Below are 26,563 nucleotides of genomic sequence, written 5' to 3'. Positions count from 1 at the left end.
TTTAGGTTTCGTTTCCTGCTCACGTTGTTCGCAATGAAACAGCGCCGTGCGCGGCGCGCTCACGGCTGTGGCTTTAGGTTTCGTTTCCTGCTCACGTTGTTCGCAATGAAACAGCGCCGTGCGCGGCGCGCTCACGGCTGCTTTTTTCTTACCATGTTCAATTCAGTTGCATGGTGATGGCTTTGAGGTAGCTGCCTTCGGGCAATTTGGGGTGGCTGGGATGGTCTGACGCGGCACCGGCGGTGCGGATAAAACGGCCGGTGCGGCCTGCTTTTTCCAGTGCGTTTTTCATGGCGGTTTTGAGCGATCCGATATCCGCATGGTGCGAGCAGGAGCAGAGCATCAGCCAGCCGCCCGGCTCCACCATGGGTGCGGCAAGGCGGCAGAGTTTTTCGTAGCCCTTCAGCCCGGCGGCCTTGTGTTTGCGCTCTTTGACGAAGGCAGGGGGGTCGAGAATGATGAGGCGGTAGCGGTTGTTGCCGGTTGAGAGTTTTTCCAGCGCTTCGTCGGCGCGGGATTCGATGTAGTCGCATTGTGTGGCTACATTGTTTTTTGTAGCCGCTTTAGCCGCTAATGAAAGAGCAAGCGCCGAACTATCGACCAGCGTCACGTTTGCGCCAGCGCGTGCGCAGGCCATCGCAAACCCGCCTGAATGGGAGAAGACATCTAAAACATTCACGCTTCCTGCATTCGTCTGCGACGAATGCAATGAAGCAGTCGCTGGCGCGACGCTCTCGGCAGCGGTTTTTTCTGTTTGTTCCCTGCTCCCCGATGGTCGCAATGGAACAGTCGCTGGCGCGACGCTCTCGGCAGCGGTTTTTTCTGTTTGTTCCCTGCTCCCCGATGGTCGCAATGGAACAGTCGCTGGCGCGACGCTCTCGGCAGCGGTTTTTACGTTTCTGGATACATTGGTGACCAGTTCGGCCGCATGGGTGCGGTTGTCGCGCTGGTCGTAGAACCAGCCGGTTTTCTGGCCGTTCACCAGATCGGCCATGTAGGTGCGGTCCAGCTCTTTCAGTTCGATGAGGGATGGCACGTCGCCTTCCACCTCCACCGTTTGGGAGAGGCCTTCAAGCTTGCGCTGGGCGATGTCGTTGCGCCAGACGATGGCGGTCGGGTTGAGCAGACTTTTTAATGCAGAGAGCCAGACGGGCTTGAGGCGCTCCATGCCCGCGGTGGCGACCTGGATGGAAAGGTAATCGCCGAAACGGTCGATCACCAGGCCGGGCAGGCCGTCGGCCTCAGCATGGATGAGGCGGTAAAAGGGCTGGCCAATGGCGGCCTCCCGCATTTCCAGGGCTTTTTTGAAGCGCCAGGCAAACCAGGCTTCGTTGATGGTGTCGCGCGGGTTGGTGGTGAGGACGCGGCAGGCAAGCTGGACCCGGCCGTTGTAATAGCCGGTGCCCAGCGGCTGGGCGCGGTCATCCAGCAGGGTCACCAGCTCGCCCGGCTCCATCAGCGCGAGGGAGGAGTTTTCGCGGATATGCCCTGCGAACAGCCATGGGTAGCCGGTGCGGATGGCTGCGGCGGCTTCCTTAGTGGCCAGGATGGAAGGAAAGGCTTTCATGATGCCATCTACGCAGAAAATACCATTTCCGCCAGTTTTTCACGGAGATGTCATCAACCATCGGTATAACACCCGCATGGATATGAACGCAGCACCCTATACCGCCCTGATCGTGGATGCCAAGCCGACGGCAAACGGCTGGAAAATCTGCGAGTTCGGCAATGGCTTCAATGCGCAATATCAGGGGTTTGACGCATTGACGGCCGCGCAGCGCAGGCAAAGCTGGAAGGACGTGCTGCAACGTTTTGCCATGCGCACCGATGAACTGGGCGAGGTTTTCCGGCCCCGTTACATGGACGATGTCATCCAGCGTCTGAAGGACGGTGACATGGATCTGGGCGGCTATGCGCTTTCCTTTGCCGATGGCGGACGTGTGATGGATTATTTTGCCAGCCACAAGGCCGTGCACCCTTTATTTTTCCAGCAGCAGCCGCAGCTTTTGCCGGTGCAGCGCACCTACCCTTCCAGCCTGCGGCCGGAGGATGCGGACGCCATTGCCGCGCAATGGCAGAACCATGCTCAGGTGGTGGTGAAGATGGATGACGGCTCCTCACAGGGGGCGGGGGTCAGCCTGCTGAACCAGGCAGAGCTTGGCGCGTTTCTGCGGCGCTGGTTCACGGAACTGCCGGACAAGCGCCTGGATGAGGCCGATGAGGTTCAGCAGGGCTGGTGGATCGACCGGCCGCAGGTTTTCATCATTCAATCCTGCGAGCATAGCGTGCCGGTGGATGCACAAGGCCATCTTCTGCCTGCAGGTGCCGCCCAATGGCGGGACGTAACCGCGCGCATCGCCATGGGCGCGACCGATGACTGGGAACTTGCGGACAGGCCGCATGTGGCGCTGTGGCGTATCGGCGATTATTTCAAGCTGCCCGCCGAGGAGACCCTCGCGGGGCGGGACCAGGCGCGCGACCAACTGGTTTCCAGTATTGTTCAGGGCGGCAGCGCCCCCCTGCCCGAGGCACTCAGACAATCGGCCGAGGAGAACCTGCTGCCGTGCATTCGCGATGCGCTGGAAGAGGCCGCGCGTTGCGATATACCGGGTTTATTGACCCGTTGCTTCGCCCAGGGCGATGCAGGGAATGTCTGCCTGGGGCTGGAACTGATGGAAAAGGGCGTGCTTTCCTCCAACGCGCCGGACGAGCGCTGGCTTGAGGCGCATATGCTTATGGAATCCACCCTTGCGAATCTGGAAGGCACGGTGGCGCCCCTGCGCGCCGTGGCCGCGCTTGGCAATGCCATCCGCGGTTACCGCCCGCCCTTCTCCCAGCTGTCCGAAAAGTTGCGCGAGCGCATGGAAGGCTGGCTCGGCCAGCATGCGGAGCGCATCGTATCCCGCGCGATTGAGGAACGGTATTTCATGCGCGACGTGACCGAAGCGCTGACCGCGCTGGAATTTCTCATCCCCAGCGTCATTCAGCCCGAGGCATTTGCCTCGCTGGCGGAAAAGGCCTCCCGGCAGATGCTGACGGCGGATGAGGCGGTGGCGGAATCCGTCATGCTTACCCTGTCCACTATCCAAACCCACACACCCGAGCTTTACGCATTGCTGGATGTCGCCGAAGGCATGGCCAGAACGGCGTAAATCCTTGCCCGACAAGCGGTTTTGTGCGAGAGAGCCGCAAACATTTGAGGTCATACCCATGAACAGCCCGCTCAACCAGGAACTTGATGCGCTTTACGACGAACTGCAGGCTCAGTGCCACTCGGCCGTGGGGTATCCGTGCAACCATGTGTTCGATTACCGGCCGCTGTACCGTTTCCTGGATTTTTCCATCAACAATCTGGGCGACCCGTTTGCCACTACCAATTACCGCATCAACACGCTGGAGATGGAACGTGAAGTACTGACGGCCATGGCCAAGCTGTGGCATGCGCCGGAGAATAACTGGTGGGGCTATATCACCAACGGCGGAACGGAAGGCAATATGTACGGCCTGTATCTGGGCCGGGAACTGATGCAGGGCGGCATCATCTATTATTCGGAAGATACGCATTACAGCGTCTCCAAGATCGTGCACGTGCTGGGGGCGCGGGCCATCATGATCCGCAGCCAGGAAAACGGCGAGATGGATTATGAGGATCTGCGCGAGACGATCCGCATCCACCGCGATACGCCGCCGATCATTTTCGCCAATGTGGGCACCACGATGACGGGGGCGATCGACGATATTCCGCGCATCAAGAAGATGCTCGCCGACATGGCGATCCACCGGTACTACATCCATGCGGATGCCGCACTTTCAGGCATGATGCTGCCCTTTATGCATACGCAGCCGCAATGGGATTTCGCCGCAGGCGTGGACAGCCTTTCGGTAAGCGGGCATAAGTTCATCGGATCGCCGATTCCGTGCGGGTTTGCGATGGCGAAGAAATCCCACGTGGACCGCATCGCGCGGAGCGTGGAATATGTGGGGGCCATGGATACGACCATCACGGGGTCCCGCAATGGGGTGACGCCGCTGTTCCTGTGGTATGCCTGGCGCAGCGTGGGGCATGAAGGGTTTGCCAAACGCGTGCAGGGCTGCCTGGAAATGACGGAATATGCCGTGGAGACGATGAAGAAGCACGGGATTGCCGCCTGGGCGAATCCCTATGCGAACACGGTGGTGTTTCCACGCCCAAGCCAGCGCGTGATGGATAAATGGCAGATCGCGCCGTATAAATCGATTGCCCATATCATCTGCATGCCCCACATTACGAAAGCCATTGTCGATGAACTCGTTGCCGATATGGTTGAATGGCCCGCAGAGGCCGCAGATCAATTAAAGGGAGATAAAGCCGCATGAAGCACATCACCGTCGTCGTCCCCTATGCCAGCCACGCCATTGCCGATATCTCGGCCTTGATGGGCCAGCACAATATCAACATCAACGACATGGAAGCCGACCCGCTGGGCGAGCGCGGCATCATCACGCTCGAAGTGGACCGCTATGATGATGCCCTTTCGGCATTGCGCGACGCAGGCTTTGAGGCCGTGCCGCAGGAGGCATTCCTGGTGAAGGTGGAAGACCAGCCGGGCGCGCTGGCCAAGGTGGCAGCGCGCTTCAAGGAAAAGGGGCTGATGATCCGTAGCCTTCGCATTGTGCGCAGGGAAGAGGGCGAATGCCTGTTTGCCATCAATGCGGAAAAAACGCCGGAGGCGATGGAGCTGGTGAAGGATATCCTGGTCGCCTAGATGCCGATTTCCCGGTCGATCTGTATGCCGCAGGAAAGCATCCAGTCACGCGCCTGTATAGCCTGCTGTGCGATGGTATCCGTCAGCGGTATGTCATAATTCAAGCCTTCCGCGACCGCGACTTCAATCACGTAGTCACCCATGCCGGGTGGCACCCGGGCAATGTCCGAGCGTAAGGCGGCTTCGTCAAACCCTTGAAGAAAAAGCTCGAGCTCCATGGCCTTGTCCACCATGCCCTGCATGGCCGGGGTTTGATGCAACTCGTGCTCAAACTGATCCCGCGACATGCCGGGATATTCGGACAGGCTGCTAAGCCATTTGAAATCATCCCCAATCACATAGGCCTGGCGGCGCAACTCAGGCACGCCCTGGCCAACCCCCAGCATGCCGGTATGTTCAAACGTGGCGCCCAGCCGCATGACGCCCACGGCATAAAGCACGTGTGAAAGGGCGCCATCGGCATTTTTTACCCGGCCTGTCTCGTGATTGACTTCGATCCCCATGCCCAAATGGTGAGGCATGACCGTGCCGTTTTCCATCAGCTCGCGCAGCCAATCGGGCGCCTGGCGGGCATAATCCAGATGCAGGCCGGTGGCCAGAATGGCATGGTCGGCATAGACACCGGTTTGCAGATTATTGGCGCTGTGGCTTCCCTTCAGGACGAACCGGCCGCCATCATGCTCCAGGCTGTTTGCGTTCATGGTGATGATGCGGATATCCAGCTGGTTCATCACCGCTTCCATATCGGTTGGCATGCCGATGCGTTTGGCATTGAGCCAACCTGCATAGCGGCTCAGAAAAGCCTCCTGCTCCGGCTGAGGCAGGCTGCGAAAGCAATCGGCCATGGGCTGTTGCGCGGCGAGAAGGATATATTCGCTTTCCATGCCCTGCTGCGTGCCTTTCGCCAGGTGGCTGTCCAGCCAGGTTTTGAGCCCATCGGCCGTGGTGACATGAAGCAGGAAGCGCGCTTCGTCGATGTTATCCATAGGATACACGTGCGGCTGATGGCCTTCCGGATACGGATGATGCATGCTCCCATGGCGCGAGCAGAGATAGACGGGGCCCCGGTGCCCCTGCCGGGCGAGGGTTCGCAGCGCGTCCATGGCGGAAAGGCCGGTGCCGATAATCAGCACGCTTTCATCGGGGGCAATGGAGGCAAACCGATCATATTGCTTATACGCATGGCTTATCAGGCGCGGGGAAGCGGCAGCGCTTTCCTGAACGAACCCCGGTAGCGGGGCATCCGTATGGCCGGTGGCAAGCACGACCAGATCGGCCTCTTCCATAGTGCCTGCGCCGCTTTCAAACGCCGCCAGGATGGGATTTGCGCCTTCCGGAGCCGGGGCCAGCGTCAGCAATGCCGAGCGATTATTTTCATCCACCTCCAGATGCGCCAGTTCCGATTCCGCCAATTGCACGTTGGCGCCGGCATACCAGGCATAGTGCTGCAGTTCCGACAGGAGGGACTGGATGTAAAGGCGATAAAGGCTACGCGGAAGGAAATCCCGGAGCGTCCAGGTTTTTTCGCGCCATTCTTCGGGCCAGTCGGTTTTGTCGGCAGTTTCATTCAGCCATTCCAGCAGGTGACGGCTGTTGCCAAGAAACGCCGACATGCGGCCGATGGGAATATTGGTGGGATGTTCAGGCGCCGCATCGCGGTAAGGTGAACCGCCGACTTCCGCAGGATCATACAGGGTAATGGAGACGGGGCGCAGGCCGCCATTGGCCTTCAACATTCCTCTCGTAAGCTCATCGGCCGGGGGTGCAAGCCGCTGCAGCACGATCTGGCAGGCGGTTACCACGCCGGAAAAACCGGCGCCGATAATGGCGATATGCAGTGGATTGCGTGATTCGGTCATGGGGGCCATCTATAATGAACCCGCTGATTATCACGCCTATGTGACGGTTTTTTGATAATTTAAAGGGGTGTGAGCACGCCTTCGCGGATGGTCACGGCACGATCCAGCCGTTTGGCCAGCTCAAGATTATGGGTGACGATAAGGAGGGAGGCGCCTTCTTTCTTCACACGCTCCAGCAGCAGTTCCATGACGTCGGAGGCGGTGTGCGGGTCCAGGTTGCCGGTGGGCTCGTCGGCCAGGATCAGGCCCGGTTTGCCCGCCAACGCACGGGCAATGGCCACACGTTGCTGCTGGCCGCCGGAGAGTTCCCCGGGGCGATGGTCCACACGGTCCTTCAGGCCGACTGAGGTGAGCAGGCGGGCGGCTTCCTCCTTGGCGACTTTGGGAGATGTGCCGGCAATCATCAGCGGCATGGCGACATTTTCCAGTGCCGAGCATTCCGGCAGCAGGTGATGGTATTGATAGACGAAGCCGAGGCTGTCGCGGCGCAGGCGGGTGCGCTCCTGATCGTTTAAGTTGGAGGCATCCTTGCCCATGATGTGGATGCTGCCGCCGTCAGGGCGATCCAGCAGGCCAAGAAGCTGGAGCAGCGTGGTTTTGCCGCAGCCGGACGGGCCGACGAGGGCCAGCGACGTGCCGGGGGTGATGGTGAGATCAACCTTATCGAGCACGACAAGTTCCCGCCCGCCCTGTTTGAAGACGCGGCGGAGGGCTTTGGTTTCCAGTACGGGTGTGACCAGTTTGGATGAGGGTTTCGCCATGCTAGCCTGCCAGTCTCAGCGCTTCGGCCGGTTCGGTGCGGGCGGCGCGGAAGGAGGGATAGAGCGTGGCAATGAAGGTGAGGCCGAGCGCCATGAGGGCGACCTGGATGACTTCCATCGGCTCGGTACGGGCGGGAAGCGTGGAGAGGAAATAGATCTCCGCCGAAAAGAGATCCGCCCCGGTCAGGGTTTGCAGCCATTCGCGGATGCGCTCGATATTCAGGGAAAAGGCCAGGCCGAGCGCGACGCCCGATAAGGTGCCGACCACGCCGATGGTGGAGCCGGTGAGGAAGAAAATCTTCAAAATGGTGCGGCGGCTGGCGCCCATGGTGCGGAGGATGGCGATGTCGGATTCCTTGTCCTTCACCAGCATGATGAGGCTGGAGACGATGTTGAAAGCCGCCACCATGATGATGAGCGAAAGGATGAGGAACATTACGTTGCGTTCCACCTTCAGCGCGTTGGTGATTTGAAAGTGGCGGCGCTGCCAGTCCAGCGCCTCCAGGCCCGTGGGCAGGATATGCTCGAGTTTGGTGGCGTAATAGATAGCCTCGAAGGGCTTATCCACCATCAGCTCGATGGTGGTGACGCGCTTGGGATAGCTGAAGAAGAGCTGGGCTTCCTGCAGGGGCATGAGGATGAGGCCGTTATCGTATTCGAACATGCCGGTATCGAAGGTGGCGAGGATGGGATAGGCCTTCATGCGCGGCACGGAGCCAAGCACGGAGGTGCGCATGGCGGGAGAGACCAGGGTGATGCCGCCGCCGGATTCCACTGGAAGGCCCGCATGTAGCCCAAGGCGCTGCGCCAGGCGGTAGCCCACGATGACGCCGTCACCGGCCTGGTAGGCCTTCATCACCTCCGGCCGGATGTGCATGGAAAGCAGGGCCTTCTGTTTCAGGCCCGCCTCGTCCATGCCGCGCACCAGCGCACCGCTGGCATTGCCGCGCGTCATCACCATCACCTGCGCATCGATCATCGGGACGGACTGGGTGATGCCCTGTTCCTGCTTCAGGCTGCTCACCAGCTTTTCGTAATCGGGAATGCCGCCCGGGCCGACAGCGGTGATGGCGACGTGGCCATCCACGCCGAGGATGCGTTGAAAGAGCTCGTAACGGAAGCCGTTCATCACGGCCATGACCACAATCAGCGTGGCCACGCCGAGTGCGATGCCGACCAGCGAGAAACCGGCGATGATGGAAATAAACCCGTCGCGCTTGCGGCTGCGCAGGTAGCGGAAGGCCAGTAATCTCTCGACGGGATTGAAGCACATAGCGGGGAGCATAGGGAGAAAATGGCGACGCGCAACCAAACTGCAACGGTTGTGGCGCATAGTGGTTGCATGCCGTCATCCAAGCTTGCCATGCCCGATTACTATATCGAACGGCTCACCGGTTATAATCCCGGTGGCTGGGAGGCGTCCAACTATGCCGGTTATCGCCTTCTTTTCGGCGAAAATGGGCGCATCCAGGATATTCTTTGCCAGAACAACCTCTATTACATCGAAATCCGGGCGGACGAGGATATCCTGCTTTTGCTCACCAATTTCGCTTATCTGGAAAGCTATTTGCAGGAAATAGAGATTGCCCGGGATTATCAGGGCAATCCGCTGCCTGCCGGCACCCGCTTCACCATCCCCCAGGTGGCCGATCCCGACCGGAGGGATTTTCTCATTCGCCTTCGTAATGATCCGGATTCCCTGCATCCCGAGGAGCGCAGGATAGGAGAGGATATCGTGATCCGGGCCATTACGGGGGATCATAAGCTGCAGATTGCGTTGAAGGATTCTTTGGGGCAGGCTTACGCCTTCACCTTCAACCAGCTGAGCGCCGCGTTGAACGTGGCGCTGGCCAAGTTTAACGGGCAGGATATTCCGCCCGACCCGGACGGGTGGATCATCGGCAGCACCGGGGCCGGTATCGACCCGCCGCCTTTGCCGCCGCGATCCTAGCCGTTCAGTTTGGTCCAGATATCCTGTTCGGGTTTATGGATCTTTGTTTGCGCCTGCATGGCTTTCATGGCCTGTTCAAGCGCAGACTGGAGAGGGGCCTTCAGCGCACCGGCATTCTGCTGGCTGCGGCCGTAGGCGGCGGCCTCCAGCTGTTTCAGCAAGGCGGCGAGCTGGGGTTGCCCCAACCGTTCGGCCAGGTGGGAGAGGCTTTCGTCCGCATCAGGCCTGGGCATGGCGCGGGCAGAGGCCTTCAGCATGGCGGCGGCATCCGTCGCCTGGGCAAGCTGGGCTTTCCAGTCCGTCGGTCTGGCCGGTAGGCGGGTGCTGGTAGCGGCGGGTTTTCGCAGGCTTGCCGGGAGCGATGGAAGGCGACGGAATTTGCTGACATACCAGGCCGCGCCCACCAGCAGGGTAAGCCCCGACAACCAGAAAACGCGAACCCATGAGATAGGCGCGCCATCACGGGCGGGGGTGGCTTCTTCCTGACCGGGATTGATGGTCACGGTTTTGGCGGTTTCCGGCCCGCGATAGGTGCCGCTGCCTTTGGCAGCATCGAAGGGCATGGGCTCCAGCGTGGAGGATTGTTCAGCCTGGGTGGCAAGGTTCCACCAGGGAATGGTCAGGCCCGGGAGTTCCTGAGGGCCTTCCTTCAGCGGTACGTAGGTGAATTTCTGGGTGACGTAGCTGACAACGGTGTGATGGTCGGGGTCGGGCTGCATGTTGGTTTCCGGCTCGCCGGGGTAGAGCTGCCATTCATTTTCATCCAGCCCGGCACGCAGCAGTGGTTCCAGTTTGGGCAGATTCTCAGGCATGACGCCGGAGGCAATCAGCGTAATCTCGCGCATGATGGGCTCGCCGGTTTTGGCATTCTGAAGCCCTTCGGCGCGTTGGTTGAGGCTGACGCTCCATGCGGGCAGCCAGGCGCGCAGGCCGTGCGTCCAGTTGGGCGGGATGGGGCGCACGTTCAGAGTGGGGGTTTCCAGTTCCTGCTTGAAAGGCTCGCTGATGCCATTTTGGCGCATCATGCGGTTTATCAGGTCGGCAGGGTCATCCAGCCCATTGAACAGATCGGCATCGCGGGTGAACATGTTGAAGACCGTGCCACTGAGCGGAACGGGATCGAGCCTGACGGCACCGGCCTCAATGCCGGTGACGGCGAATTGTACGTTGCTGCGGGTGAAATTGCCTTCCGGCAGGCGAACGAACTCATTCTTTGGTGTGCCAATGCGCTGCACGCGCAGACCACTGCCGGAAGGCTGCTGCAGTACTGCCTCCAATACATTATTACCGCGAAGCAGGTCCACATTCAGCACCACGGCCTGACCCAATAACGGGTTCTGATCGCTGTAGGCAGCGTCAATCTTGATGCGCGGTGCACGCGCGGCATCCACTTGAGCATGGGCCTGCGCCCGGGCCCTGGCCGCAGCCGGATCAGAATTGACGGTGAGGTAGATGGGACGGCTGGTCATCTGACCACGATCGGTCAGGATGTGAAAGCCCGGCACCGTGAGGCGACCCGCGCGTTTGGGCAAAAGCTCGTAATGCCAGCGCATGACCTGGCTCATCTGGCCATCCACCACCATGACATCGGCTACGCGTTTTTGCGCGCGCAGCTCGAACAAGGGTTTCAATGCATCCACATCGGGGTTTTCACGAGGCTGGGCATCGGTAAGGCTTAAGGTGAGCGTGACGCCGTCGCCCTGGCCGATTTCCTCGTCGCTGAGGGTTGCCACGAAGCTGGCCGCGGCCCATGCGTGAACCGGCAATAGGCAGCAACAAAGCAACAACAGGAATGCGAGCAAGCGTTTCATGGGTGCCATGTTAGGCAAAGCGCACATCCAAGGCAATGGCCTCGGCAAGCAGGGCCTCATAGGTTTTGGCGGGAAGCTCCACCATGCCGAAGGGGCGAAGATGGTCGTTGGCAAGCTGGCTATCTAACAATGTGAACCCTTGTTTACGCAGGTGATTCACCAGTTGAACGAGGCAGGATTTGCTGGCCTCCGGCACGCGGGAGAACATACTCTCCCCGCAAAAGGCGCCGCCGATGGCTACGCCGTAAAGGCCGCCGACCAGCCCGCCCTCCTGCCAGGCCTCCACCGAATGGACGAAGCCCATGCGGTGAAGGGCGGTGTAATGGGCGATGATGGCGTCGTTGATCCAGGTGCCTTCGCTGCGCTCGGCGCAGGCGGCGATGACCTGTTCGCAGGCGGTGTCGATGCGGTAGGTGAATGGGTCGTTGCGCAAAAAGCGCTTGAGGCCGCGCGGGATGTTGAAGCGTTCATCTAGCGGAATGAGGGCGCGTTGTTTGGGACAATAGAAGTTGAGCTCGTCCTCATGGCGGCCTTCGGCCATGGGGAAAAGGCCCTGGCTGTAGGCTGCGAGCAGAAGCTCAGGCGTGAGCTGCGAGCTTTTCATGCACCAGATCGGGGTAATCGCTGGCAATGGCATCCACACCCAGCGCCAGCGCGCGCTCAATATGGGCGGGCTCGTTGCAGGTCCATACGCGGACGGCGATGCCCCGGCTGCGGGCGTCATCCATGAAGGCCTGGTTGATGAAATGGATGCAGGGATGCACGGCATCGGCGCCGAGATGCTCGGCGAAGGCGGCATAATCCTCCGGCAGGGCGGCCATGATGGGGGCGATGGCGGCATCCGGCATGGCCTGGCGCAGGGTGACCAACTCAGGATGCAGGAAGGAGATGAAGACGATGTCCTTCCAGGCCCAGCTGCCGCCTGCCATGCGCGGTTTGATGAGATCGGCCAGGGCGGGGATGAGGCCCTCCTCCTTCAGCTCGATGCAAAGTCTGGCGCGGCCCTGCAGATGATCCAGCGTCTGGGCCAGGGAGGGGATATGGTAGCCGCCTTCCAGCTTCATGGCGGAAAGATCGTCCCAGTTCAGGTCGCTGACCAGATCGGTGGTTTCTCCCAGGCGCGTGAGGGTGTCGTCGTGGAACACCACCAGCTCGCCGGAGGCGCAGCGGCGGATGTCCATTTCCACCCAGTCCACACCGAGGGAGATGGCGTGGTCGAAGGAGGCCAGCGTGTTTTCCAGCACATGACCGGCGGCGCCGCGATGGCCGATGATCTCGGTTTTACGGGCCATTATGCGGCCTTTTTCATCAGTTTGGCGAGCGCGTCCACCGCCAGTTCGTAACCCAGCGCACCGAGGCCGATGATGACGCCGGAGGCCAGGGGTGCGAGGTAGGAATGGTGGCGGAAATCCTCGCGGGCGTAGAGGTTGCTTAAGTGCACCTCGATGAACGGCTTGCCGAGGGCCTTGAAAGCATCGTGCAGGGCAATGGAGGTGTGGGTATAGGCCCCGGCATTGACGATGACGCCGGCGGCGCTTTTGCGGGCTTCCTGCACCCAGGTGACCAGCTCGCCCTCGATATTGCTTTGTTTGGCTTCCAGCGCAAACCCCAGCTTTTCTGCGTGGTTGCGGGTGGATTGTTCAATATCGGCCAGTTTGGTGCTGCCGTAGATATGGGCTTCGCGCTCGCCCAGAAGGTTGAGGTTGGGGCCGCTCAGCATCAGGATGGTTGGTTTCGGCATAAGTCTGCGGTAGATAGGTTGCAAAAGAGGTCCAAAATGCCACGAATCACCTTGAATGGCGAGCCTAAAGAAATTGCCGCCGCCAGCCCTGCCGAGCTGCTGCTTGAGCTTGGGCTGGGTCAGAAGCAGGCAGCAGTGGAAATCAACCGCGTCATCATCCCGCGTTCGCAGCATGGCGATACGCCGATTCGCGATGGGGATGAGGTGGAGGTGATTTCCTTCGTCGGCGGCGGCTAGGCCTTTTACCTACTGCGGCGCACCCTGCTGCTGTGGCGAGGGGTGCTCGCCCGGATATTTATACTCCACATCCTTGGTCATTTCGTCCTGGATGGCGTTCCAGAGATCCGCAGGGGTGTTGATACTGCCGGCATCGGTGGGCTGCTGCGCCTGGGGGTTATCGCGCGGGGGAACCGCGCCCGGGGGCGGCGGAACGGGCTGCTCAACCGGATAATCCCCACCCTGCGGTGATTCCTGTACGGCACCCGGTTGCGGAACCCCGGGTTGGGGAGCAAGGGGGCTGCCGCCCGGAGTGGTCATGGGCGTGTTGGGGGTGGCGGGCTGCTGGTTCATCTGGTTCCAGGGAAGCAGCTGATCAAGCCAGTCGGACGAGTGGGTGTAAAGCCCATGCGCGGGAATGCCCTTGTGCGCTTCCATCATGAAATCATGCCACATGCGCGCGGGAATGGAGCCGCCGGTAATCTTGTTCATGGGTTTGTTGTCATCCTTGCCGACCCAGAAGCCCGCCACGATATCCGGCGTGTAGCCGACAAACCAGGCGTCGCGGTATTCCTGGCTGGTGCCGGTTTTGCCCGCGGCCTCGCGCCCGATATTGGCGGCGCGGCCCGTGCCGCTTTGGATAACGGCCATCATCAGCTGGTTGCCCTTGGCCACCGCATTGGGGGACAGGACGCGCTCGCGGCTTTCGTCGGTGTGGTTGTAGATGAGCTTGCCCTTGCTGGTTTTGATTTTTTCAATGGCATAGGGCGTGACGCTCAGGCCCTCGTTGGCCATCACGGCATAGGCATTGACCATCTCGATGGGATAGACCACGGAAGCCCCCAGCACGGCGCTGGGTACATTTTCAATGTTGGAATGGATGCCCATGCGGTGCGCCAGGTTGATCCAGCGCGAGCGGCCGAAGGTTTCGCTCACCTGCACGGCGACCGAGTTGATGGATTGGGCGAGCGCATCGGTCAGCGTCATTTCACCCTTGAAGTTGTTGGTGTAGTTATCCGGCGCCCAATTGCCGACATTGATAGGCTGATCGTTCCAGATGTCGTTGGGCGAGGCGCCGGATTCCATGGCGGAGAGATAAGCGAACACCTTGAAGGAGGAACCGGGCTGACGAAGGGCCTGGGTGGCGCGGTTGAACTGGCTTTCACGGTAGGATTTGCCGCCGACCATTGCCAGGATCGCGCCGTCGGGCTTCATGGCCACCATGGCGCTTTGCATGATGGGGTCTTGCTTTTCCAGGTGCTTGGCAATCGCTTCTTCCGCGGTTTTCTGCATACGCGGCACCAGCGTGGTGGTCACGTCCAGGTCATCCTCGACATTGCCGATATAGCCTTCCAGCTGTTCCATCACCCAATCGGTAAAATAGCGGACACCGGAGGGATCTTCCTGATAATTCACCTGCTTGGCAGGGTGTTCTATTGCGGCTTTGTAGCTTGCCTCGCTCAGGAAGCCTGCTTCCTGCATTTTTTGCAGCACCACCTTGGCGCGGTTCCATGCACGTTCGGGATCGTTGGTGGGGGAGAAGCGCGAAGGTGCTTTCAGCAGCCCCACGAGCATGGCGGCTTCGCTGATATTCAGCTTGGTGGCGGGTTTCTGGAAATAACGGCGGGAAGCGGCATCCACCCCGAAGGTGCCCGCGCCCATATAGACGCGGTTGAGGTAGATGGTGATGATTTCTTCCTTGGTGAATTTATGTTCCAGCCACAGCGCCAGCAGCACCTCCTGCACCTTGCGGCGAAGGGTTCGGTCGGGCGAAAGAAAGACGTTTTTAGCCAATTGCTGCGTGATGGTGCTGCCGCCTTCCACCACCTTGCCATGGGTATAATTGCGCCATGCGGCGCGCGCGAGGCCCAGCACGTCGATGCCGAAATGGCTGAAAAAACGGCGATCCTCGGTGGCGAGCAGCGCATTCACCAGGTTTTGCGGTAATTGTTCGTAGGAAAGGTAATCGGCATAGAGATCGCCATAGCTGGCGAGGATGTAATTGCCTTCGGCCGCGCGGATGACGACGGAGGGTTTTTTCTTCAATTCGCCGAGTTTGTCGGTATCGGGCAGATCATAGGCGAAATAGGCAAACATTGCACCCACCGCCAGCATGCCCCACGCGCCCAGAATCAGGCACCATTTCAGCAGAAACCGACCCCAGTTGCGTGGCGGCTGGCCCTCACCGCCTGACCGGGATGCGGTGGGACGGGTGGATTTTGCCTGACGCGCCTTGGGCGTGCCTGGCTCCTTATCCCGATGTTTGCGGGGCGCAATGCGCATAGATGCCCAACCGATAAAGATGATGGCGCGACATTAGCAAGCCGCAGCGTTAGCGCAAATGGAAAACGCGCCCGAATGATGGCGCGTTTTCTATTTATACAAAAAAGAAGGGCGGTGACTTTCGCCACCGCCCCCTTTTTACCAATCCTTGCGGATTAGAAGGTCAGCTGAGTACCAACGAGTACGGACGTACCGTCGTTGTCAGCACCCGGGGTCGCATCGTCGAACTCGAAGAAGTTCACTTCGACGTACGGAACGAGGCCAGGAGCCAGCATGTAGTCGAGGCCGAGAGCGATGTTATCGAACTCGTTGTCGCCACCACCAGCTTGCTCAACTTGGCTGTTCAGGTACGTAGCGGACGCACCGAACGGACCGAAGTCGTAAGCCAGACCGACGGTCCAGTAATCGGAGTCGTCGTTGTTCGTACCAGCAGCCTGGAGGCTGTCGCCCCAGCTACCATACGAACCACCAAAGGTGAAGCCGTGCCAGGTCAGCGCGCCACCTACGTTCCACGCACGGAGGTCTTCCGTAGCAGCGGTGTCGGTGTCACCCCATTCGCCGGTTACAGCAGCCGTCAGGCCGATATCGCCGAATTGGTTGTTGTAGTTGATACCACCGCTGATCACGTTTTGAACGGTGTTGGACGCATTGCTCAGAGAGGTAGCGTACTGACCGATATCGCCCGTGTCCGGGGTGTAGCTAGCACCGATTTGGAAACCGGAGAAGCGCGGGGAGTAGTAGGTGATTTTGTTAGCATCTTCGCTGGTCTTGTCGCGAACCAGGTACTGCGTCGTGGACGTCAGGGCACCATGGTCAACAACCAGATCCGGGGAGATGATGTAACCACCACCAACAGGACCACCGGAGAACATCCACCAGTCACCATCGATACCACCGGTAGCGCGGGCGAAGGTAGAAGCATCTACTTTCATGGTCTTGGTCACGCCGACGTTACCGCCCAGCTCGAAACGGCCCCAGCCGCCTTCGAGGTAGATGAAGGTCTTGTCAGCGTTGGTGTCTTTGGAAGCCGTGTTGGCAACGCCAGGAGCACCAGCAGCGCGATCAGGAGACTGATCGGCTTCCAGTTCTACTACAGCACCGTAGCCAAGGCCGTTGTCGGACTTGCCATCCACGCGAACGTGAATTTCGGTGTCGTTGCGGAATTTCACGTCTTCCTTGTTGGAATCGTAAGGGGAGTCTTCAGAGACGTAGCCAGCTTGGAAATTAACGAAGCCGCCCAGCGTCACTTTTGGCGCATCGGCCATTGCAGCACCGGCGAACGCAATTGCGCCAACCAGAGCGGAAGTGCCAAGAAGCAGTTTATTCATTGGTCGATCCTTTGGTTTAATGAACCCAGAAACAATCACAAAATAAGCGGTAAGGCCACGAAGGCGCCAACTGCAGTTTTGCAATTTGACGTATCCATAACTACCCATCAGGGGGGCGGCAAACCCTTTCGAGGGCTTTTTGGATATGGCCGGGGTTTTTTGATGTGGCTGTTGCATTAAGGCCACAGTCGCACCCGGTTTTTTAAGACAATCTTAAGGAAGAAGGCCGTTTTGCGGCCTTTTGCGAGGGACGCAGCATGTGTGGCGGCCATGCCGGTTACACCAGCAAGGCGATATTTCCCATGTATTTCATGATGCGCTCGTCGTCCCGCTGGTGGCCGACCTCAAACCAGTAATCCGCCACTACCTTAAAGCCGTGCCGCTCATAGACGGCCAAGGCGCGATGGTTTTGCGACCAGACCCCCACATAAAGCTCTCGCGCGCCGAGAAGGGCGGCCGCGGCCATGGCCTGTTGCAGCAACAGCGGCCCGTGACCGCCCCCCTGGCACTGCTTCCTTATATATAGGCGGTGAAGCTCATACGACTCAGGCGGGGCACAGAGGCGGATGCCTTCCGGCAGGGGAAGCTTGCAAAGCCCCAGCTTGGCATAGCCGATATCCATGCCTTCCCGCTCCAGCAGCCAGAAATGGTTTTGCGCGTCCTCAAGCTCCTGTCTGGTCTGGGGTAGACTGTAGGTTTTCTCCACATAATCGGCGGCATCGGCCGCATCGTAAAGATAACCAAAGCTTTCCATGAAGGTTTCCCGTCCCAGGCGCGCCAGCAGGGGCGCATCGTCGGGCGTGCAGCGGCGAACGGAAACCAAGGTGGAAGCGGTTGGTAATGGCTGTATGCCCGGCATGGCGATTTTACCCCGATGAATATGGAGATGTTCCTAAACGGCAAGGCTTTGAGCCGTCAATAGGCTTAATCAAAGGTAAAAATATTTTTATATGCCGTTGATTTTGCTTTATAATTATTTTCGCTTATTGTCATAAAAATGTTAATTTATGAGCGTTAATATAATAAGGACACTAGAATCAGGTTAGCTATGTCCGGACCATTTACCCTTTCCCAGTCGTTGTTGGACCGTAACCGGGGCCTTTCAGGCGGGTACAGAACTAGGCTGGACGAAGCGGTGGCCGCCGCGCAGAACAACCCTGCCAAACAGGCTTTTATTACTGCCCTGCTGAATGCCGAACCGCCAATCGGCGTGGGCCTGCTGGATGCGATGATTCATGCTTCCATTGAAGCCGACCCCTTTGACGCTGCCGCCGCCACCCGCATCATCACCAACCGCATGGGCACGGATTCGCCGTTAATCGCCCAGGCGACCACCGCCATGGACGCTACAATTGCGCCGGAAATTGAAACGCCGGAGGTGGCAGACACCACGGCATCCACCCCTACGGCCAGGCCTACGGAATCGGGGGAGCATATCGAGGCCTCCACCTCTGCCGCCGTGGTGGAAGAGAATACGCCGGAGCTGCCGAACACCCCGCTGGAAGCCCCCACGGTGCCAACCTATGAACTGGCCCCCGCCACGGTGGAGGCCGCCACGCCCGCCGGACAGGCAGAGCTGATCGGCAATATCCGCGACGGCTTCCTTTACGGCAAGCTGGAGCCCGCGCGCACGGGGCTGTCCACCTTGTTCGATACTGTGCTGGCCGAGCATGGTGGCGTCATTACCGCAGAGAATTATCAACAGATCGCCGATGAAGTGGCCATGCGCTATTTCGGCGTAAGCACGATTGAGCCGGGCAGCCAGGCGGATGCGTTCCGCTACGACCTTGAAGCGGCGGCGGCGGCCAACCTGAATATTGACAGCACGGCGACGGCCTTCCAGTCCTACATGCGGCAGCAGCTCATCAACCGCTTTGGCGAAGACCAGGTAGGCAAAGGCGGCGTGCTGGACAGCATGCTGGCGGATGTGGGCATGCTCACGCCGGGCAATCTGGACGAATATCTCTATACACGCTCGAATGTAAGCGGCTGGATTCACAAAGAAAACGCTGAGCAAATGCTGGCGGACGCTGCTGTGTGGGTGCTTTCTTCCGGTGGTCCGGCGGATGTGCGCGCCATGGTGGATCAACTGATCCAGAACCCCGAGGCACTGCAAAACCTGGCTTCCAACCCGATTTTTGCGCCGATGGATGAGGCCACGCTGCAGGCGCTGCTGACGCCCAACGCCAATGGCGAATATCAGGATTTCTACGAGCACCCGCTGGTGCAGATGCTGCGGAACATGCCGACCGGCGACCGCCAGCGGCTGATCGACGCCATGCAGGCGCAGGGCATTGCCTTCGACCCCGAGGTGGAGCAATTGCTCAACCTGGCCAATTACAGCGCCGATGTCATTGTGTATGGCTCGCAATTCAATGAAGCCCTGGCACGCGGCCCCGGACCGGAATTCAACGAGGCCGTGGCCGGGTTGAACGCCGATATCGCGCTGAGCGCCCATGCCGATTATCCCGGCACGCCCGCAGGGCTTTCCACCGCTGCCGCGCATGGCGGCATGGACCCCACCGCGCAGGCCTATGACCGCGTGATGCAGGTGCTGCAAACCGTCAATGCCGCAGAAATTCCGGCACTGGTGGAAGCGCTTTCACCTGCGGCACGCGAGGCGTTGCTGCATAACCCGGATTTTCTGGCGCAATTGCAGGCGCGCCATGTGACGCAGGAAGAGCTGCCGCTACTGCGCCAGACCCTTGGCCTGAGCGAAACGGAACTGGCCGCCGGCGACAGCCTCGCCGAAGTGCTGGCCCGCGCCGATTATCAAGACCGCGTGGAAGATGCGAGCCTGGCCTTTTCGCACAGCGATGCGGCTGGAAAGGCTGACACACTTACCGCCCTGCTGGACATCAAGGCCATTCTGGCCGATGGGAGCATTTCCCAGGATGAGCAGACGCGCCTGATGGGCTATGCCGCCAACCCGGCGCTGGCCGACATCTATGCCATGGCATTTGATGCGAACCAGCATGGGGATGTGACGACCTATACTATCCGTGCGGATTATTATAACGGGCTGCAGCCCATTGACGTGATGGATCTGGTGCAGGCCGATATCTCCCGGCTCGACCCGGCGTCGCTGGCGGCTATTCTCGCCCATATGGAGCCTGCCGAACGCACGGCATTTCTGGCGGATGAAACCGTTGCCGCAGGGCTGGCTGCCGCAGGGCTGGACGATGATGTTACCCGCATTCTGCGTGACATGAATGGCGGGAAATTCCTGGATGAGCAATTTTCGCTGATTGGCCAGCCGCAGCCCGTTACAGAAGGCGAAGAGCCAGGCATCAATGCACAGACCGCGACGGCCATTGAGCATGTTTACCAGGCCGTGATGGGCCAGGTGAGCGATGTGGACCCTGCCCTCGCCCGCCAGGAACTGATTGAGCGACTTCAGGCCAACCCGGGCCTGGTGGATGTGATGATGATTTCGCTGGGCGCCAGTGAGCGCCAGCAGCTGATTACCACCCTGCAAACGGCGGGCGCTGATGCGGCCCTGGTGACCAGCCTGACCGAGGAACATGCCGAGCAAACCGCCGCCGACTGGGCGCGCGGGCTTGATTTGACCCATGAGACCGATTTCGCGCAAGGCCTGATTACCGGCCCCGGCGAACATTTCGGCGTGGCCGACGCCGCTTTTTATGACGCAGCCGTTAGCCGGATTACCGCCAGTGCTGGAGGCCTTGAGGGCTTCATGGCGAATTTATCGCCCGCGCAGCGCGACGCGTTGCTGGCCGACCCCGAATTTTCCGCCTGGCTGAACCTGCCGGATAATGCCGCCACCAAAAGCGCGCTGGCCGATGCCGACCGCCAGCTTGACCATGATGCCAATGCCGTGGCGCTGCAAAACGCCATGTATGCCATGCCGGTAAACCTGACCGGGGTGGAAGCCCCTTATGACAGGATGGATAACCGGGCGGAGCTGCTGACCTTCCTGAGCACGGATGCCGGGCGCGATTACGCGGCCGAAGCCTTCGCCAACCTGGATGCGCAAAGCTTTGCCGCCTTCACCAGCGGCCTTACGCTGGAAGAGCGCCGCCAGTATTTCGGCACGGACGGCTCATTGACCGGCAGCCTGCCGGAAGCCATTCGCGCCTCCACCGTGCAGGAAGTCAATGAACAGACCGTGGATGCCTGGGCCAGCGCGGCGGGTGATGAGCCCGGCCTTATGGCCGTTGCCATGATGTCGCTGAATGAAAGGGACCCGAACGGCATTCCGCAGGCGGATTATTTTGCCGCCATGATGGATAAAATCCAGCTGCGCGAAGGCGGTATCGACCGTTTTATGGGTACGCTTGACGCGGCGAACCGCCGGGCCCTGATGGAAGACCCGCAGTTTGTGACATGGCTGAACCAGCCGGATAATGCCGTTACCAAAAGCGCGCTCGAAACCACTCGTGCGCAGTATGACAATCAGGACCGCGCCGCCTGGGCCGAGTTCGTGCTCACAACAGGACGGGAGCCGAATGGCGTCAACAGCCTGAACATGCCCCGCGACATCGAGGGTATCGTAACTTGGCTGACCAATGCCAGCCCCGAACAGCAGCAGGCGCTGCTGGATAACCTGACGGCGGTGGATTTTGTTCTTATCCGCGATCAATTAAGCCCCGCCCAGCGCGAGACTTTCGAGACCGCGCTCGGCGACCGGGCCATCCAAGCGCCCGCCACAATGGAAGAGGCGATCAATTCCCTGTTGAGCACGGATAATCCCGGCGGCGCGCTGTCGCTCCTGCAGGGGCAGAGCGTGCAGGATGTCATTAGCAGCATCAACACCAACAAGGATGCCGTGGAGCAGCTGGAATACACGCTGACGACCTCCCTGCCGGGCATGGACGGCTACACCGCCGCCATGAACCAGTTGCGCGATCACCCTGAACTGGCCATCGGGCTTGCCTATAACCTGTCGCCCGCACAGTTCCAGCTATTGATGGACCGCATGCCAGCGGCTGACCGTCAAACCGTGTTCGGCACCGATCTTGGCGGCTTTTACAGCATCAACCAGGCCCGCGCGATGGGTGACGACCAGATGACCGTCACTGAATACATGGCCGAGCTTGACCGCGGCAGCAACGGCGAGAACCTGCTGGATGCCATTCACAACCCCGACCAGTATCCCGTTACGCTGTATGGCTTTGACGGCACGGCGTTCAGCAGCATCGACAACAAGGCCGAGATGCTTCAGTTCCTGGCAGCCAACGGCGCGCAATATGGCACGTTGATCGCCGGTCACCTGAGCGTGGCGGATTTCGACATGCTGGTTGGCAGCGCGGGTAATCGCGATGCCGCCCTGTCTCCTCAGCAGATTCTGGATTATTTTGGCCCTAACGGCTCCCTTACCGCCTATCTTCCCGCCGATGTGCAGGCCCATGCCGTCGGCGTGGCCACGGATCAGGCCACGGGCATCTGGCTTGGCGGCATCGGCGACACGCCCGTTGCGCGGGCGGAAGCCATCATCGCCCTGAATGCCGCACCCAACGCCGGTGTGCCGCTGAATGCTTATTTCAGCCGTATCATGAACGATATCGCCGCCGGGGAAAACGGTGTTGCAGGCTTTATGGCCAGCCTTCCGGCCGACCAGCGCAACCAGCTGCTGACGGATGCCGAATTTTCCGCCTGGATGGATGCAAACCCTGATGTGAAAACGGCCCTCGTCAATGCCGATGCCCATCAGGACGAGCTGGATAACGGGTTGCGCCTGATCCAGGGCCTTGGCCACATGGACGCGGACGGTCATATCGCCCCGGCCATTTACCTTGAAGGCATAAGCGAGCCTTATACCAACATCACCTCGCGGGAAGCGCTGCTGGAGTTCCTGGCCGCCAACCCCACTTACGCGCGGGCCATGCTGGGCCAGTTGACGCGCGAGGATTATGAAAAGCTGACGAACAACCTCGATCTTCCGACACAAAACCGGTATTTCGGCCTGGGCGGCAGTTTGACAAGCTATCTGCCAAACGGGCAGGACAATAATATTCAAGCCGCAGCGAATGAACAGATTGCCGGCCTGCAGTTGGATGCCGACGGCGCGATGGTGCGCACGGCCATTATGGCGAATGGCGCGATTTCCGGTGAAAATGCCGGCCGATTCGACCTGAACGGCGATGGGCATTTGAGCGTTGGCGAGCTGCAGGAAGCCGTGACGCAATATGGCTATGATGTGGATGCGTTGCTGACGGGCATTGAACCCGCTACCATCACCGGATGGGCCGCCGACGACCGCGCCGGTTTGCGCGCATTGCTTCAAGGCAGCGACATGCTGACGGCGGTGGACGGCATTTACACCGAGGCCGACCGTGTGGCGCTCCTTACACGCGTGAATGACGATGCATCGGGCCTTTCGGCTTCGCAGATCATGGATGAGATCGTCCGCTTCTCGCAGGCACAGCCGACGCCGGAAGCGCAGCAGGCCATGTTCAACAGCCTGATTTCAGGGCTGGATGAAAGCTTTATCGGCGCGCTTTCCGCCAGCACGGAAGGCGATTTGAACGCGGGCTGGGATGCCATTGTGGGCCAGGTGCCGGAAGCCTGGCGCAGCGGCCCCGCATGGGATGCGCTGGTTGGCAATACCAGCGCCACCATCGCGGAGCGCGAAAATACCATCCTGCACGAGCGCGCGGTGCAGGCCACCTTCAGCGTGGATGTGACCTTCGACGCAGACGGCACATTGCCGGACGATATTGAGGCCTATCTGGCCGGTTCCACTACGGTGAACGGCCAGAGCGTGCCGAATGCCTACCTCGTGATGTCCGACGCGGACCTGATGGTGGACAGCAATGGCGACGATATTCCCGACCGGTTTGTGGACGGCGCATTCGGCCAGATGGGCTCGGGCGACCGTATCAATACCCTTTCCGAACTGGCCGAGGCTTCCCAGGATGCGACCGACCCGGCCGTCAAGGCGCAGATTGACGAGGCCATCGGCCGCTTCAGCGCCGAGCATGTGCAGGCGGAAATGAACGAACTGGCGATGGGTGTGTACCAATCGCTGAACGGCACCGACCGCGCCGGTGATGCGAGCTTTGCGACCGTGCCGGTGTTCAGCCATGAACAGGCAGCCGAGATTATTTATGCCCTTTCCACCGGCGCACCGCCGCCGGCATTCGCCTTGTCGGCCATTGCCAGCCAGTTCCCGGTGCCACCGTTCCATGACACGGATAATGACGGCGTGGCCGATGAGATTGTCACCGCATGGACGCAACCGGCATTCGCCCAGCAGATGTTGACGGTGATCGGCGGTAACTTGAACGAAACCGGCGCCTACACGCTGATGATGGATGGCGGGCTGGATTGGAACCAGCGCACCACATTGCTGAACGACCGCCAGGGCACACTGCAGACCGCGCTGGATAGCCATGGATTGCTGGATGATCTGGCGAAAGGCGATTTCCACCGCTTCCAGAACGAACTCCTTACCGAGGCATGGAACCCTGACGGCACCAGCGCCCTGGACGGCACGCGCGAATGGCCGGTGGGCAGTGGGCAGCATATGAGCATGGAGCAGCTCGTGGACCAGCTGCTGGCAGGTGACGTGCCGCAATTCCTGGAAGATCGATACGCGCCCTTCGGCGGGTTGAACGGCTTCGGTAGCGCATTTGTGGATGAGGGCGCGGCCGGTATTGAGGACGATGCGGCCGATCTGCTGCTGCACGGCATCATGTTCCATACCAACCCGGACCGGTTGATTACCCTGTTCGACAAGCTTTCGCCCACGCAGATCGACCAGCTGCTGGCAACAAGCGTGACGTTTGACGGCACCACCTACAGCGTGGCGGACCGCCTGCGCGAGGTGATGGTGGATGGGCGCAACCTGTATGACATCGCGCAGGACCTGAAGCTGACCCATAATGAGAATGCGGTGGCCGCCGCGGCGGAACCGCCAGCCGCGCCGCCCGCGGAAACCGTGACTACCCCTACGCCGTCGGTGGAAAGCCCGACCGTTGTGCAGCCAGCGGCGGAAACGGCCAACCCTTATGTGGCGCTGGCGGAGTACATGAACGAGAACGATCACCCGCAATATGCGCGCGCGATCCTTACTGGTGAAACCACCAACGCCACCACCGGCGAGCCCATTCCGGAGGATATCATCAACCAGTCCGCGGCCCTGCGCGCCGACATCAACGCCAATGTGCCGAACGGTCTCGATTACCACCGCTTTGTGCGCGACCCGCAATTGACCGGGCTGCTGAACGACAGTGCATTGAACGACCTGCTGCAGGGCGAGCTGGCTTATGTGCAGCAGAACCCGGACTATGCGAACCTTGCGACCGAATCCCTGCCGAGCCTGAGCGCCTTGATTCGCGAAGCGCAGACGAACCGGCCGGATTTCGACGAAGGCGCCATTGCCCGCGCGCAGGCCATCGTGGTTGAGCAAGGGTTTGAGCAACTGCAGTCCCTGATGGCCGACGGTGTGCTTTCCGCCGAGGAGCTAGAGCGCTACAACGCGCTGCGCAACCTGCCGGAGATCCAGGCCGCATTTACCCTTAACGGCATTACCATGCCGGAAGTCAGCGTGCCTTACAGCTTCAACGATACGGAGCGCGACCAGATCGGCGCTGTGGCCGACTATTACAGCCAGGGCAGGAGCAGCGACGACGCGGGCGTGATTTACGCCAATGTCATCAGCGGTCAGGGCGACAGCGGGCTTATCCAGCAGGCGGCCAACGCGCGGAATGGCGGGTTGTTTGCAGAACTGGGCGCCCGCATCAGCCAGGAGCCGTCCCAGGCCTATGCTTTCATGACGGCGCTGCCGTTCGAGCAGCACATGATCCTGGCGCAGCAGGACGCCTTTACGGCAAGCCTCAGCAAGGAAGCGCTTGAAAATATCGTTGCCGGTTATGGCGCGCTGGTGGGCCGTAACGACCTGACACCGGTGGAACAGATCGGCGTGGCATCGGGCTTCGCACAGTTCGTGGATGCATTGCGCCACTATCCGGAGCCTTATGCGCCAGGTGTGAACGAGGCCATTGAAACCGGCCGCCAGGCGTTCATCGAGCTTTCCGGCGAAATCAACAACCAGGCATTTCTCACCAGCCTGTCGCGCGATCAGTTGCTCCAGATCGAGCAAAGCTACCGCGACGTGCTGTATGAAGGCGGAATGGGCGGCCTGGCCGCGCAGGAACTGTTCACCACGCTGGATGCCTACAACAACATCGTGAAAGCGATGGAAAACCTCGACCCGCCAGTGGATGCCGCAACCCTGGCCGCCGCGCAGGAACGCCGCGACCAGCTGGTGGCCGACCATCTGGACATGTTTGTCGAGGTGCCGAACCAGGATACGCTTAACCGCCTGATCAGCGACGCGCAGAACCGTGGCGACACGCATCTGGTGGCACAGCTGGAGGACATCACGCCCGGCCCCAATACCTACGTGGCATGGTTCAGCACGACCGACGGCACGCAGCTTTATACGTTCAACGATATCATGACTTATCCGAGCTTCTCGGATTATATGATCCGCATTCATGCCGTGGACGAGCAGGGCAATGCCGCCCTAGACCGCCCGGATGAGCTCACGTTCAACTACAACCTGGATGAAACACGGCTGAACGGCATGCTGGCGGATGGGTCTCTCAATGCCAATGAGTTGGCCGCCATCATGTCCGACCCCGAACTCCGCCGTGTGTTAATGGATCAATTGACCTTGTCGGAAGATGTGGAGCAGCAGATCATCAGCGGCGAATACAGCACGACGCTGGAATTCGCCCAGGCGCTGATCAATTACCATGTGGTGAACCAGGGCGATGTGGATATCACGAACGGTACGGTGAGCTCGGTCAATATGTCGGGCGTGGAGCGCACCAATACCGAGATCGGTGTAAATCAATAATCCGCACCGGAGGCGTTACGGGCGAGCTTTGGCTTGATT

At 60.1% G+C, this 26,563-nt stretch carries 17 protein-coding genes; 6 read left to right on the top strand and 11 right to left on the bottom strand.

What is annotated here, in order from left to right; all coding sequences use genetic code 11:
* Window positions 1-157 precede the first annotated feature (157 nt).
* Window positions 158-1,567, bottom strand: coding sequence for a methyltransferase (locus tag GC177_07685; protein ID MBI1275837.1), 1,410 nt, complete (start codon window positions 1,565-1,567; stop codon window positions 158-160).
* Between the two features lie 76 nt (window positions 1,568-1,643).
* Between GC177_07685 and GC177_07680 the strand changes: the two genes are divergently transcribed.
* Genes GC177_07680 through GC177_07670 form a run of 3 tightly spaced genes read left to right on the top strand, consistent with a single transcriptional unit; the run spans window position 1,644 to window position 4,745 of the window.
* Complete coding sequence (locus tag GC177_07680; GenBank protein MBI1275836.1) at window positions 1,644-3,152, top strand: hypothetical protein; 1,509 nt, start codon at window positions 1,644-1,646, stop codon at window positions 3,150-3,152.
* A gap of 58 nt (window positions 3,153-3,210) precedes the next feature.
* Window positions 3,211-4,356 (top strand): histidine decarboxylase, encoded by a 1,146-nt coding sequence (locus GC177_07675; GenBank protein MBI1275835.1) that lies wholly within the window; start codon window positions 3,211-3,213, stop codon window positions 4,354-4,356.
* Window positions 4,353-4,745 carry a hypothetical protein gene (locus tag GC177_07670; protein ID MBI1275834.1) on the top strand — a complete coding sequence of 131 codons (393 nt, stop codon included), beginning with the start codon at window positions 4,353-4,355 and terminating at the stop codon, window positions 4,743-4,745. The genes GC177_07675 and GC177_07670 overlap by 4 nt, the downstream gene beginning before the upstream one ends.
* On the opposite strand, the gene GC177_07665 is transcribed toward GC177_07670, so the two are convergent.
* Genes GC177_07665 through GC177_07655 form a run of 3 tightly spaced genes read right to left on the bottom strand, consistent with a single transcriptional unit; the run spans window position 4,742 to window position 8,638 of the window.
* Window positions 4,742-6,613 (bottom strand): SidA/IucD/PvdA family monooxygenase, encoded by a 1,872-nt coding sequence (locus GC177_07665; GenBank protein MBI1275833.1) that lies wholly within the window; start codon window positions 6,611-6,613, stop codon window positions 4,742-4,744. The two genes, GC177_07670 and GC177_07665, sit on opposite strands and share 4 nt — an antisense overlap.
* Before the next feature lie 50 nt (window positions 6,614-6,663).
* Window positions 6,664-7,365: an ATP-binding cassette domain-containing protein gene (locus tag GC177_07660; protein ID MBI1275832.1), complete on the bottom strand. Its 702-nt coding sequence runs from the start codon at window positions 7,363-7,365 to the stop codon at window positions 6,664-6,666.
* Between the two features lies 1 nt (window position 7,366).
* The gene (locus GC177_07655; protein MBI1275831.1) at window positions 7,367-8,638 is read right to left on the bottom strand and encodes a lipoprotein-releasing ABC transporter permease subunit; all 1,272 of its coding nucleotides are present in this window, start codon (window positions 8,636-8,638) and stop codon (window positions 7,367-7,369) included.
* A 69-nt stretch (window positions 8,639-8,707) separates the two neighbouring features.
* Here GC177_07655 and GC177_07650 point away from each other — a divergent pair, with 69 nt between their 5' ends.
* Window positions 8,708-9,316, top strand: coding sequence for a hypothetical protein (locus GC177_07650; protein ID MBI1275830.1), 609 nt, complete (start codon window positions 8,708-8,710; stop codon window positions 9,314-9,316).
* On the opposite strand, the gene GC177_07645 is transcribed toward GC177_07650, so the two are convergent.
* Genes GC177_07645 through aroQ form a run of 4 tightly spaced genes read right to left on the bottom strand, consistent with a single transcriptional unit; the run spans window position 9,313 to window position 12,868 of the window.
* The gene (locus GC177_07645; protein MBI1275829.1) at window positions 9,313-11,187 is read right to left on the bottom strand and encodes a hypothetical protein; all 1,875 of its coding nucleotides are present in this window, start codon (window positions 11,185-11,187) and stop codon (window positions 9,313-9,315) included. The genes GC177_07650 and GC177_07645 overlap by 4 nt on opposite strands.
* Window positions 11,138-11,731, bottom strand: a complete 594-nt coding sequence (locus GC177_07640) for a leucyl/phenylalanyl-tRNA--protein transferase (GenBank protein ID MBI1275828.1) — start codon at window positions 11,729-11,731, stop codon at window positions 11,138-11,140. Before GC177_07640 ends, GC177_07645 begins: the two co-directional genes overlap by 50 nt.
* Complete coding sequence (locus tag GC177_07635) at window positions 11,706-12,419, bottom strand: hypothetical protein (GenBank protein ID MBI1275827.1); 714 nt, start codon at window positions 12,417-12,419, stop codon at window positions 11,706-11,708. Before GC177_07635 ends, GC177_07640 begins: the two co-directional genes overlap by 26 nt.
* Window positions 12,419-12,868, bottom strand: a complete 450-nt coding sequence (gene aroQ, locus GC177_07630; GenBank protein ID MBI1275826.1) for a type II 3-dehydroquinate dehydratase — start codon at window positions 12,866-12,868, stop codon at window positions 12,419-12,421. Before aroQ ends, GC177_07635 begins: the two co-directional genes overlap by 1 nt.
* Window positions 12,869-12,904: 36 nt before the next feature.
* On the opposite strand from aroQ, the gene thiS reads away from it, so the two are divergent.
* Window positions 12,905-13,105, top strand: a complete 201-nt coding sequence (thiS, locus tag GC177_07625; GenBank protein ID MBI1275825.1) for a sulfur carrier protein ThiS — start codon at window positions 12,905-12,907, stop codon at window positions 13,103-13,105.
* A 9-nt stretch (window positions 13,106-13,114) separates the two neighbouring features.
* Here thiS and GC177_07620 read toward each other — a convergent pair whose 3' ends face one another.
* From GC177_07620 to GC177_07610, 3 genes are all read right to left on the bottom strand, one after another.
* Window positions 13,115-15,367, bottom strand: coding sequence for a PBP1A family penicillin-binding protein (locus GC177_07620; protein ID MBI1275824.1), 2,253 nt, complete (start codon window positions 15,365-15,367; stop codon window positions 13,115-13,117).
* A gap of 155 nt (window positions 15,368-15,522) precedes the next feature.
* Window positions 15,523-16,872, bottom strand: coding sequence for a porin (locus tag GC177_07615; GenBank protein MBI1275823.1), 1,350 nt, complete (start codon window positions 16,870-16,872; stop codon window positions 15,523-15,525).
* Between the two features lie 100 nt (window positions 16,873-16,972).
* Window positions 16,973-17,554 (bottom strand): GNAT family N-acetyltransferase, encoded by a 582-nt coding sequence (locus GC177_07610; GenBank protein MBI1275822.1) that lies wholly within the window; start codon window positions 17,552-17,554, stop codon window positions 16,973-16,975.
* Window positions 17,555-17,743: 189 nt separating this feature from the next.
* Here GC177_07610 and GC177_07605 point away from each other — a divergent pair, with 189 nt between their 5' ends.
* Window positions 17,744-26,524 carry a hypothetical protein gene (locus GC177_07605; GenBank protein MBI1275821.1) on the top strand — a complete coding sequence of 2,927 codons (8,781 nt, stop codon included), beginning with the start codon at window positions 17,744-17,746 and terminating at the stop codon, window positions 26,522-26,524.
* Window positions 26,525-26,563 lie beyond the last annotated feature (39 nt).

It is taken from the genome of bacterium (genome assembly GCA_016124905.1).
Taxonomy (GTDB): domain Bacteria; phylum Pseudomonadota; class Alphaproteobacteria; order Rickettsiales; family RI-342; genus RI-342.
Note: the sequence above shows the minus strand (reverse complement) of the source record. Positions and strands in the feature narration are given on the sequence as shown.

Coding starts and splice junctions, on each gene's coding strand:
- GC177_07685 (MBI1275837.1), bottom strand. CDS start 1,567: ATGAAAGCCTTTCCTTCCATCCTGGCCACTAAGGAAGCCGCCGCAGCC.
- GC177_07680 (MBI1275836.1), top strand. CDS start 1,644: ATGGATATGAACGCAGCACCCTATACCGCCCTGATCGTGGATGCCAAG.
- GC177_07675 (MBI1275835.1), top strand. CDS start 3,211: ATGAACAGCCCGCTCAACCAGGAACTTGATGCGCTTTACGACGAACTG.
- GC177_07670 (MBI1275834.1), top strand. CDS start 4,353: ATGAAGCACATCACCGTCGTCGTCCCCTATGCCAGCCACGCCATTGCC.
- GC177_07665 (MBI1275833.1), bottom strand. CDS start 6,613: ATGGCCCCCATGACCGAATCACGCAATCCACTGCATATCGCCATTATC.
- GC177_07660 (MBI1275832.1), bottom strand. CDS start 7,365: ATGGCGAAACCCTCATCCAAACTGGTCACACCCGTACTGGAAACCAAA.
- GC177_07655 (MBI1275831.1), bottom strand. CDS start 8,638: ATGTGCTTCAATCCCGTCGAGAGATTACTGGCCTTCCGCTACCTGCGC.
- GC177_07650 (MBI1275830.1), top strand. CDS start 8,708: ATGCCGTCATCCAAGCTTGCCATGCCCGATTACTATATCGAACGGCTC.
- GC177_07645 (MBI1275829.1), bottom strand. CDS start 11,187: ATGAGGCCCTGCTTGCCGAGGCCATTGCCTTGGATGTGCGCTTTGCCT.
- GC177_07640 (MBI1275828.1), bottom strand. CDS start 11,731: ATGAAAAGCTCGCAGCTCACGCCTGAGCTTCTGCTCGCAGCCTACAGC.
- GC177_07635 (MBI1275827.1), bottom strand. CDS start 12,419: ATGGCCCGTAAAACCGAGATCATCGGCCATCGCGGCGCCGCCGGTCAT.
- aroQ (MBI1275826.1), bottom strand. CDS start 12,868: ATGCCGAAACCAACCATCCTGATGCTGAGCGGCCCCAACCTCAACCTT.
- thiS (MBI1275825.1), top strand. CDS start 12,905: ATGCCACGAATCACCTTGAATGGCGAGCCTAAAGAAATTGCCGCCGCC.
- GC177_07620 (MBI1275824.1), bottom strand. CDS start 15,367: ATGCGCATTGCGCCCCGCAAACATCGGGATAAGGAGCCAGGCACGCCC.
- GC177_07615 (MBI1275823.1), bottom strand. CDS start 16,872: ATGCAACAGCCACATCAAAAAACCCCGGCCATATCCAAAAAGCCCTCG.
- GC177_07610 (MBI1275822.1), bottom strand. CDS start 17,554: ATGCCGGGCATACAGCCATTACCAACCGCTTCCACCTTGGTTTCCGTT.
- GC177_07605 (MBI1275821.1), top strand. CDS start 17,744: ATGTCCGGACCATTTACCCTTTCCCAGTCGTTGTTGGACCGTAACCGG.